This is a genomic window from Sphingomonas adhaesiva, assembly GCF_002374855.1.
Classification (GTDB): domain Bacteria; phylum Pseudomonadota; class Alphaproteobacteria; order Sphingomonadales; family Sphingomonadaceae; genus Sphingomonas; species Sphingomonas adhaesiva.
On sequence record NZ_NWVC01000021.1, the window covers coordinates 1 to 10,563 of the forward strand.

6 protein-coding genes and 1 pseudogene are annotated in these 10,563 nt (G+C 65.2%); 1 reads left to right on the forward strand and 6 read right to left on the reverse strand.

Translation table 11 applies throughout. From position 1 onward, the window contains the following. Nucleotides 1-127 precede the first annotated feature (127 nt). The 5 genes and pseudogenes from COA07_RS17290 to COA07_RS17315 form a co-directional block, all read right to left on the reverse strand. A pseudogene (locus COA07_RS17290) lies at nucleotides 128-520 on the reverse strand (ArdC-like ssDNA-binding domain-containing protein); the annotation flags it as partial. A 124-nt stretch (nucleotides 521-644) separates the two neighbouring features. Further along, complete coding sequence (locus tag COA07_RS17295) at nucleotides 645-2,681, reverse strand: ParB/RepB/Spo0J family partition protein (protein WP_066711259.1); 2,037 nt, start codon at nucleotides 2,679-2,681, stop codon at nucleotides 645-647. A 164-nt stretch (nucleotides 2,682-2,845) separates the two neighbouring features. Continuing rightward, the gene (locus COA07_RS17300; RefSeq protein WP_066711257.1) at nucleotides 2,846-7,060 is read right to left on the reverse strand and encodes a strawberry notch family protein; all 4,215 of its coding nucleotides are present in this window, start codon (nucleotides 7,058-7,060) and stop codon (nucleotides 2,846-2,848) included. 58 nt (nucleotides 7,061-7,118) lie between these two features. Further along, nucleotides 7,119-7,958, reverse strand: a complete 840-nt coding sequence (locus COA07_RS17305; RefSeq protein ID WP_010408880.1) for a DUF7146 domain-containing protein — start codon at nucleotides 7,956-7,958, stop codon at nucleotides 7,119-7,121. Between the two features lie 456 nt (nucleotides 7,959-8,414). Beyond that, on the reverse strand, nucleotides 8,415-9,044 hold the full coding sequence (locus tag COA07_RS17315; protein WP_029623217.1) for a ParA family protein: 630 nt from the start codon (nucleotides 9,042-9,044) through the stop codon (nucleotides 8,415-8,417). Nucleotides 9,045-9,605: 561 nt separating this feature from the next. On the opposite strand from COA07_RS17315, the gene COA07_RS18480 reads away from it, so the two are divergent. Then, on the forward strand, nucleotides 9,606-10,184 hold the full coding sequence (locus tag COA07_RS18480) for a lytic transglycosylase domain-containing protein (protein WP_079247005.1): 579 nt from the start codon (nucleotides 9,606-9,608) through the stop codon (nucleotides 10,182-10,184). Here COA07_RS18480 and COA07_RS17325 read toward each other — a convergent pair. Continuing rightward, nucleotides 10,151-10,426, reverse strand: coding sequence for a hypothetical protein (locus COA07_RS17325; protein WP_010408871.1), 276 nt, complete (start codon nucleotides 10,424-10,426; stop codon nucleotides 10,151-10,153). The genes COA07_RS18480 and COA07_RS17325 overlap by 34 nt on opposite strands. Nucleotides 10,427-10,563 lie beyond the last annotated feature (137 nt).

Consider the following 10,563-nt stretch of genomic DNA (forward strand, 5'->3'; position numbering starts at 1 on the left):
TTTTCCCCGTCCCTTTCGGGATTACAGCTATTGCTAGCCGAGGTTAGTCCAGTGGGCATGATCTATAGCCAGCAAGATCATCTACTCATGGTAGAGCTCCTTTATACTTCCGCCGTTACGGCGCACCGTTGAACACCGTGTACGAGCGCAGGAACCGGATATTCTTCGTTGCCGCCTCGCCGGTGATCCGGTCCGCCTCGGTTTTCGAGAAGGTCGAGTAATAGACGCTGTGTGCGCCATGCTCGCCGCGTCGCACCTGTCCGCCGAGTTCCGTGGCCTGGCGGTAGGTCATCCAGTTGCGGCCAGAGAACCCCTGGGCGTCGCCGATCGCCCAGAGGTAGAGCGCGTTGATGCCGGTGTAGGGCGTGCCGCAATGGCGCAGCGGACGCCCCCCTGCCCCGGTCAGCCCCCAGGGGCGCGACCAGGGCAGGACGCCGGCTTCCAGCTTGGCGATGATGAGGTCGGTGATCTCGGCCGCGACATCGCGGCGCGGCGCGGACGATTTGCGGGGAAAGGTCATGGGAAAGCTCCCTCGATGCGCGGGCCACGCGTGACGGTCCGCGGGTAAAAAGAAGGCGGCCGCCCCGGTGAGGGACGGCCGCCAGGGGTGCCCGGGAGACGAACGGGCCGGGGGTATCGGGGGGCTATTCGGCCGCGATCAGCGCCTCGTCGCTGTCGATCCCGGCATCGTCGGCACCGAGATCATCGGTGTCGTCGTCGATGTCCTCATCGCCGGGTTCGTCGTCGAACGCTTCGTCATCATCAGCGGCCGACACGAGGTCGAACCGCATCGCGTCGGGCACCCAGGCCAGCGCCGCTTCTTTGGTTTCCGCCTCGGTGATCGCTTCGCCGGCGAACAGCTTCTCGCAGCTGGTCGAGATCTCGCCCTTCTTGGAGGCCATGTAGCGGGCCGCGAGCGGCGCGCCTCCGACACTGGTGAGCAGCGCGAGCAGCGTGCCCTTCGACACGCGATCGAAGAAGTTCGCCGAGGTCGGGCGCCACCATTTGGCGGGTTCGATCTCGAGGATCGAGGCGAGCCGTGCATGGAGCGGGTTGGTGGTGACCGAGCTGTAATCGGGCTTGGCCTCGAGCGAGGTCGCCACCACGACTGCGAGCCAGGCCGCCTTGGCGTCGTCGCTCAGCGCGCGGAACGCCTCGAACCGCTCGACCGGGTTCGCCCCTGCCGTCCACGACGTGTCGAGACCCTCGCGGGCTTCGGCGATCGCGACCTGCGCCTGCGTGGCGGGCTGATCCTTGGGCATCTGCGGGTCCTGCGGACGCCCTGCCCGAACCGTCGTCCCGTAGCGGCCGTAACCGTGGCTGGGGTCGGCGAGGCAGAACAGCATATAGTCGAGCGCGAGCCCCGGATCGCCGAGGATCGACGCGGCGAGGATGTCGCGGCGCTGGACCGCCAGTTCGTCATGGAGCCGCGCGCTGAGCGGCTTGCCGCCAGGAGCGACCGCCTCGGGCGGCAGGTCGGCGGTGCGACGCGACGACGGCGACGACGGCAGCGGCCGATCGTCCCCGGGCAGGCGGATCGGCGTTTCGCTGTAATAGGTCGTGTCGAGCTTCATCTTGCCGTCGCGGCCGAGCGTCAGGAAGACGCCGACCTGGCCCTTGACCTCGTCGGTCAGCTCGGGCGCCTTGTCGTGGATCGCCTGATATTCCTCGCGCAGCCGATCCGATTCCGCATCGAGCGCGGCATAGGTGTCGTCATCGATACCCTCGTCCTCCATATCGCTCTCGATGACCTGCACGCGCTCCTCGATCTTGTCGCAGCGCGTCTGTTCCTCGTCCGTCAGCGGCGCTGCCGGCAGCGTCACGCGGTGGAGGTCGGACGTGATGCCGTAGAGGCTGGTCGTGGCGACGGGGCGCACCCATGCGACGCCCAGTTCCTCGCCGAGCCGCTTGGCCTCGGCCTCCATCAGCGAGGCAGCGAGCGTCTGCGCGAGTTCCGGGTCGGTCCAGCGGTCACCGTCCTCGCTGAACAGTTCGCGCTCGATGCGGCCGCCCGCGGCGACATAGGCATCGGCACCGACCAGGATCGCGATCGGATCCGTCGCCTTCATCGTGTCGTTGGCGATCGCGCGACGGATCTGGTCGGCGTTGACGTAGGACGAGTGACCATACTGCTCGAACACGCGCTCCTGCTTGGCCTTGTCGGCCGTCGAGCCGTAGGCCTTGGCCATCTCGTAGGAGATCTTGCCCGCGGCCAGGGCTTCGAAGATCGGTTCGGCAAGATCGGCGAGGCGCAGCCGTCCCTCGATGAAGCGGCGGGTCTGGCCAAACCGTTTGGCGACCGCGTCGACGTCACCGTCGGTCTTGAGGAAGTGCTGGAACGCGACGCATTCCTCGGCGACGGTCATCTGCTCGCGCTGGAAATTCTCGGTCAGCGACACCTCGCGCAGGTCCGCCTCGTCGCCGGTGATGATCTTGACCGGCACGTCATAGTCGGCGGCAACGATCTCGCCGGCTTCGGCCAGCATCATCGCACCGAGATAGCGGCGATCGCCGGCGATTATCTCGAACATGCCCTTCGGGCGGGCGGCGGTCACCAGCAGGTTCTGCATGATGCCGCGAGCGCGGATGCTGGCGGCCATCGCCTCGATATTCTTGGGCGGGGTGGTGCGCACGTTCTTCTCGGAACGCTTCAGCTTCGCGAGTTTGACGGTCTGGGTCATCTATCGTCTCCATGAGCGGGAAAGTGTCCGGTGCACGGGTGTTTCCCCCGACCCGGACACCCTCCCCGCTCCTTCTCCCCTCTCGTTTCCCGCTTGGGCGGGAGGGCGACTGGGGCTCGCCGACAAGCGGCTACCTTGCTGCTAGCTGGCTGTTATCGTGCCGGTCAGGCCATCAGCTTTGCGAGAACCGCATCGGCCGTCTCGACGGGGATGAAGACGCGCGTCTTGTAGGCGATGATCTCTGTGAAGCAGCCGATCGACTTGAGCCACGCGAGCTGGTCGGCCGGTGCGCCGCTGATCTCGATGCGCGGCTTGGCGTTGACGCGTACGCGCTTCACCTCGCACACGAACGGTCGCCGGATCGTGACCGTCCCGCCCTCCATCGCGGCGCGCGCGACCTCGGCCGGGCTGAGCACGTCGTTGCTGTCGAGGCCCATCTTCGAGAACAGCGCCGGCACGTCGCCCGGGAACACCATGCGCCCGAGCCAGGAGCGACCCTCGGCATCGACCACGCGGTTGACCACGAGATGGTCGCTCGGCAGCGCCGACCAGATCGGCAGCAGAAGGCCGGTCGCGAGCCGGATCGTCTCGACGTCGAGCTTGCCGCGGATCTCGTCGACCTCGGCCGACCATTCCGCCTCGAACCGTGCGCGGCTGCATTCCTCCCAGGCCGTCTCGTAGAGATCGTCGAGTGCGAGATATTCGTGCCGGGTCGGACGCATCAGTTCGATGCGCGACACCGCCACCCCGTCCTCGGTCAGCCAGGAGCGCGCGCTGGTGCGCAGCGCGACCTTGCCCGACTTGCCGTTGCGCACGAACACGGCGGTCTGGTCGGTATCGGCGATGCGCAGCACGCGCTCGAGCGACATGGGGTTGCGGCGCCGGGTCACCTCGATCGTCAGCAGGTGCGAGGTCGCCTTGCTGACCGGGTCGGTGCGCAGGATCGTATCGTCGAGCACGGTCGCGGTCTCGACCGTCATCGTCTCGACGCCGACATCGAGTGTCCCCGCCTCGCGCGCGGCCGCGACCCGTGCCTCGACCAGCGCCAGGAATTCGTCAAAGATGCAGTTCTGGAGCCCGATCGGCAGCGCCAGCAACCGGTTGAGCCAGCGCTGGATGGGCGGGAGATCCTCCTTCAACACGCCGTCGGTATCGAGCAGTTCCAGGCCGGTGCGATGCTGGAAATCGGTGAGGTTGGTGCTGGTCAGCTTCCCCGCGACGAGCAGGTGATACCAGCTGATGAGCGCCGCCTTGGCGTAGTCGCTTTCGAGATTATCGGCCGGGTCGAACAGATTCTGCCCCCCGGTCTGGCGTTGGCCGCGCGTCAGAGCGCCGAGGCTGTCTAGACGCCGCGCGATGGTCGAGGTGAACCTGAGTTCGCCCTTGCAGTCGGTCGTGACGGGCCGGAACAGGGGCGAGCAGGCCTGATGCGTGCGGTGGGTACGTCCCAGGCCCTGGATCGCGCGATCGGCCCTCCAGCCCGGCTCCAGGAGCAGATGCGCGCGTTGCTGCTGGTTCTTCGCATCGAGGCTGGCATGATAAGACCGCCCGGTCCCGCCGGCGTCGGAGAAGACCAGGATGCGCTTGGTGCCTTTCATGAAGGCGGCGGAATCGGCCTGCGTGGCGCGGGCCGAGCGCGATTCGAGCTTCTGCCCTCCCCCGCTCACCGTGATGAGGCGCTTGGTGCGCCCCGTCACCTCGGCGACCATCTCGGTGCCGAACCGGGTGATGATGGCATCGAGCACGGCCGCGATCGGCGGCAGCGCGCAAAGCTGCTCGACCAGATTGTCGCGCTCGGCTTCGGCTTCGGGGTTGGTGACCGGGTGGCCGCTCTCGTCGAACAGCGGTCGCGAGCGCACCTCGCCGGTGTCATCGCGGAAGAAGGTCATCTGCTGGACCGGGAATGCCCGCGTCAGATAGTCGATCACGGCCTCGCGCGGGGAGAGATCGATGTCGAGGTCGGCGCGCTCGTCGGGCGACAGTTCGCCCAGGCGGCGGTCGAGGATCGCCTCGGCGGTGCTGACCAGCTGCAGCACGACCGACTGATCGGCCGCCAGATGCTGTTCGATCGCCGCGATGACGGTCGGGAGCTTCGCTGACAGGAGGAGCGCCCCGAAGAACCGCTGCTTGCAGCTTTCGAACCGCGAGCGCGCCGCGGCCTTCGCGCCCGAGTTGAGCGTCTTGCCCTCGTTGCCGTCGACGACGCCGGTGAGTTCGAGCGCCTTTTCAAGGCCGCGATGGATGATCGCCCAGGCATCGGCATAGGTGTCGTACACCGCGATCTGTTCAGGCGTCAGCTCGTGGCGGAGGATGTCATATTCGACCCCGGCGAAGCTCAGCGCGCGCGCGGTGTAGAGGCCGGTCGCCTTGAGATCGCGCGCGACCAGTTCCATCGCCGCGATCCCGCCCTGCCGGATCTGGGTGATGAACGCCTCGCGGTTGGCGAAGGCGGTCTCCGGCCCCCACAGGCCGAGCCGCACGGCATAGGCGAGGTTGTTCACCTCCGACGCGCCGGTCGCCGAGGCGTAGAGCACGCGGGCGTCGGGCAGGTGGTTCTGCAGGAGAACGCCGGCGATGCCCTGCTGCGAGCCCTTTTTGGTGCCCATCGACCCTTCGCCACCCGCGACGCCGCCCATCTCATGCGCCTCGTCGAACGCGATGACGCCATCGAAGTCGGCACCGGCCCAGGCGATGATTTGATCGAGCCGGGTGGCGTCGCCGCGGTTGGAGCGCAGCGTCGGATAGGTCACGAACAGGACGCCCTCGTCCATCGTGACGGGCTCGTCGATCTTCCAGCGCGAGAGCGGCTGCACATCGGCCGCGAGACCGCCGAGCGCGGTCCAGTCGCGGATCGCGTCGGCATGGAGCGCCTCGTTCTTGCTGATCCAGATGTTCTTGCGACGACCCGCCAGCCAGTTGTCGAGGATGACGGCCGCGACCTGCCGCCCCTTCCCTGCCCCGGTGCCGTCGCCCAGGAAATAGCCCTTGCGGTACGCGCGTCCGTCGTCGGAGAGCACCAGCCCCACGCCCTCCTTGTCTGGCTTGCTCAGGCCCGGGATATACTGGGTCCAGGCATGGCCGGCGTAAACGACGGTCTCGAGTTGCGAGGAGGACAACAGCCGTTCCGTGACGGTGCGTTCCGGCAGCGAAGGAACATGGACGGGGATCGGCGCGGGGATCGAGCCCATCGCGATGGATTCAACCAGCGCGGTCGGATGCTCGCCGGCAGCGTCGAACACGATACGGCTCGGCCGATAGGGCAGATAGACACCGGACTGCTCGGCGAGCGGCGCCGGCGTCTCGAGCACCTGGTAGCCGACCGGCAGAACCTCGTTCCTCGCGGGAGCGCGGAAGATGCGCGGGGTGGCAGCGGGCTTCGATCTCACGCTGCGCAGGAGGGACAGCCCCCCGCCCCGCTTGACCGGCGCCGGAGTGGCGGCCTCCGGGATCAGATCCTGCCGGGGCGGGATGACCAGCGCCTCGACCAGGTCGCTTACGGCGCGGCGCTGCACCGTGACCGTCGTCGTATCACCCACCGTCTTGTCGATGACATAGAGGCGCACCGCGACCCCCGTCCCGTGCTTGCCATAGGCATGGGTCAGCCGGATCGATGTTCGGAGCGCGACGCTGGCGAGCGTCGTCGACCAGATTGCGCCCATACGCGCCGAGTTGAAGAACCAGTCGGGCATGATCGCGACGACGCGCCCGCCAGGGCGGACCCGCTTGATCGCCGCCTGCAGATGGCGGACCGCCGCGAGCGCGTCGGCACCGCGGCCGAGCGAGCGCGAGAACGGCGGGTTCATCAGGATGAGGCTGGGACGAGGCGCGGGCGCCATGGCGCTCGCGATCTGCGCGCCGTCGTGGCCGGTAACGCTGGCTTTCGGGAAAGTGGCGGACAGCCGCGCGCGGCGCGCGGGATCGATCTCGTTGAGCTGAAGCGCCGCGATCGGCGGGAGGCCCGCGACCAGGAGACCGTTACCGGCGCTCGGTTCGAGCACGATGTCATCGGCCCGAACCGCCGCGAGCATCACCGCGATTGTGGCGAGATCGAGCGGCGTCGAGAATTGCTGCCAGTCGATCTGCTCCTCGCTGCGCACGGTCTGGGTAGGAAGGCGCGCCATAAGCCCGATCGCGGCGTCGACCGCCGGCGTGGTGCCTGCTGCGCATACCGCCAGCGCGGTCGCATGCTCCAGCACCTCGAAGCTCTCGCGCTGGGTCCAGTGACCATCGGCGTCGGTGCCGCCATAGGCGCGGATCATCGCGTCGTTGAGCATCGCTCGGGTGATCTTCGCGTCGCCGGCGATCGCGGGGAGCAGCAGGCGGGCGGCAGCGGTGGCATGGTCGGCGCGCGCGGGCGCAGGGTCGAACAGGTCGGTCATGGGGGTCTCCGGGTCTGTGGCTGCTCGTGCAGCTCACGACCCCGACCCCCCTTCCCTCTCAGGCTCCGGGTTTCACGACGTCGGCCCAGTCGCCATAACGTGAGGGTGGCGGCATCCGCTTCAGCGTCAGCCCGCGCGGCCGATAGGCGGCCCACGCCTTGCGTCGTGCGCGTCGGCCCTCGAAGTCATTGTCCTCGGCGAAGATCAGCGTGGTGACGCTATCGGGGATGTGGACACGGTCGAGCCGCGCCGCGCCGAGCGTCGCCCAGCACGGGATGCCGTGGATCTGGGTGAAGGCGGCCGAGGTCTCGAACCCCTCACCAAGCGCCAATGTGTCGGTGACGCGCATGCCCTGCCAGGTCGCACCTCCCGGCGTGCCGAGCGTCGCCTTGTCGAGATAGCCGCCATGCGCGAGGTCGAGGAAGATGCGCTGAATCGAGCGCAGCGTGCGCCCCTCCCGCGCCGCGATCAGCAGCGCCGGGAGGAACCGGGTATGCGGTTTCGGTCCCCACGGACAGCGCGGGTGGTAGCTCAGGTCGTCGAAGGCGCCGGTGATGCCGCGAAAGCGGAGATAGGCTTCCGCGGGCGTTCCGGCGATCGGCAACCCCTCGTTCCACAGCCGTTCGATGTTGGCGGGTCTGCCGGTGCGCTGTTCAGCGGGTGGGTCGTAGGTGCGTCCGGGTCTGATGCGCGCGATCTCGCGGAGCACGTCCTCGGCGGTGCAGCCGGCGAAGCAGTGAACGAGGATGCCGTCATGGCCCTGCCGGATCGAGAGGCTGGGATCGCTGTCGGCGTGGGCCGGGCAACGGCACATGGCGTTGTAGCCGTGCCAGGTGCCGCCGAGGGCGCCGACGATGTCCACGATGGTCTGGGTGGGTTTCAGCGCAACGAGGGGCATGACCGATCCTTTCTCGCTGCCTCTGACCCCCTTCTCTCCCTTCCTAGGTGACTCAGTAGCTGCTGGCTAGCAGCTAGCGGAAGGTCCCCGTGTTAGCAGTTAGACCTCCGCTATCTAGCGTTGAGATGGCTGGTATCTAGCGGCTAGCTACCTTTGAGCTAGCAGTTTCTCATAAGCGTCGAGTGCCTTCTCGAGCACTTCTGTAAGAAGCAGACCCTCACGTTGAGCTATTTCGCGGATTCGATTGTCCCATTCGGGTGTGACCCTAGTCGCAAATTGTTGAGTGCGGTTAGTCTTGCGCGAACTGCGGGCATCAATGCGGGTTGCGGTTATCAGCGGTGCAGCCGGAGGGGCGGGGGCTACTTCGGGTGCATCCAAATTCTGGCTCGCCTCACTGATTGGTGGGGGTGAACCCAAACGAGTAGCCTTCTTTAGCTTCGAGATATCGGCCATCATTCACCCCGCTACTTTGTCGATTAGGGATTGGATCAGAGTATCAGCACGCTGGTTAAGGCCGGAGAATTTGGTTTCGGTAATTGACAGGCCTTGGTTCTGCGCTTGCCGGTATGCTGGTCGTTCCACGATCGAACCGTCGAGGACATTATACCCCGCTTCGGTCAAATACGCCCGCGCGTCATTTTCTTCAGCCGAAGTTCCAATGCGGTTGAGCGCAAAAACGAGCCGTCCAGTCGGGATACCCTCCTTAACAAGGGCATGGTATTCGCGGACGGCAGGCCTGAGATCGTCCAAGGATGCGCCGGTGGGTTGAACCACGAGTGACGATGACCGTGCAATTTCAAGTGTAGCTTTGCTGGTCCGAGCGGGGCCGTCGATGATAAGCAGATCGAAGCCGTCTGCAGCGGCCAGGGCCTGAGACGCGGTTTTGAATGCCTCAACCGACACAATCGGCTCGATGGAGATGCCAAGGCGTGCTCGGTGCCAATCGACCGAAGTGCCCTGTTGAGTATCGAGATCGGCGATTTTAACCCGCAGTTCGCCTGCCGCCGCCTCGCGAGCAAGGGCTCTTGCCAAGGTGCTTTTTCCTACACCGCCTTTTTGTGAGACGAATGCTACGACAGCAGCCATGACCGATCCTGTGATAGTTCGAACGACTGGATAGCTAGCCGCTCTCTAGCAGTTTGGCAACCGCTACCTATGTGATAGCTAGCTGATACCCAACCAGCAGATATCTGTGAGCTAGCTGCTACCCACGGGGGTTTGCCTGACCTAGTCTGGATCAAGCACTGGGAGATAGTGGAATTTTTTTCCACGTTGTGCGGTTGATCGAAACATGATGTTCAATGATCGATGAACACGCGATCGAACTCGAGCTTATGCGTAGTGGGTAGTGTTATGGCACTGCTATGGGCGCAAACATCGGCAGCTAAGCAGGCCGAGGTAATGACATTTGATGGGCAGGCAGTTGAAGCCGTCATCGATGTGGGCCCGAGAATGCGGGGTATGCCAACAGACGGAACGCCGCCAGTACCAAGCATGGAAGCCGTTTTAGGCAATGACTTCAGATCATTCGGCAGCCCCGTAATGGAACCCCAAGAGGAGGCAATAAGCACGTCGCATATATCGGTGCCCCTTTGGATGCAGACTGGCCAGGTTTCGGGGGGAGCTGGCCGGGCAGCGATGTCCGATATGGCAAGTTATCTCTACACCCCACAGGCTTGCTCAATCACACCCTACCGTCCACGCGGCGATTTTCCAGGCTGGCTCGAAGCTCGGCGGGCTCAATATTACCCCTTGATCCAGGCCGTGGCGTGCGAAGCTGGTGTGCCAGTCGGGCTTTTCGATGCACTGGTGGCCCAGGAAAGCCGCTATGACCCATTGATCGTATCACCGAAGGGCGCCGTTGGCCTTACCCAATTGATGCCCGGTACAGCGCGTGGACTTGGGGTTTTCAATTCGAGAGATCCGTTGTCGAACCTGAGGGGAGGGGCCAGATACCTCCGCGCGCATCTGGATGAGTTCAAGCGGGTCGATCTAGCCTTGGCCGCGTACAATGCAGGTCCAGGACGCGTTCGATCGATGCGCCGTATTCCGCCGTTTCGCGAGACGATGGACTATGTCGCAGCGATCACTCGAGGGTGGAGCACCGGATCGTTCAGGACAGCATCGATTCAGACCGCCGGTTTGGCAGTGGGTCGACAGGAATTCCGGGGCAGGGGGGTCCAGTTACTCGCTTACACATCTACAAGAGTATCGAACCCGAGGTAGTGCGCGTAATAGATCGCAATTCCGAGGATCGCCGGCGCGCCGAGCAGATAGTTGATCTGCCAACGTATCCACAACCGGGGTGCAACGAGTACCTTATCGAGGACGGTCGCAGTTGGGAGTTTCCTAGTTCCCAGACGATAATCGTAGGCGGTCTTTATCATCGCGAGGACAGCGCACAGCGCCACCATGACGCCGACCGCGGCATAGAGTGAAAGCCAGGCCTGAAGTGTCGCTTGGGGCATGCCGACCACCTAGTGGATAGAACCTGACGGTTGAGTCCGATTAGGGATTCCCCCCGGACGGGTTGGTATGCGAGTCCGGGACATGCGCCCCGGTATCTCCATTAAAGTTTCGCATTCGGACCAGCGCCGCCTCGAGA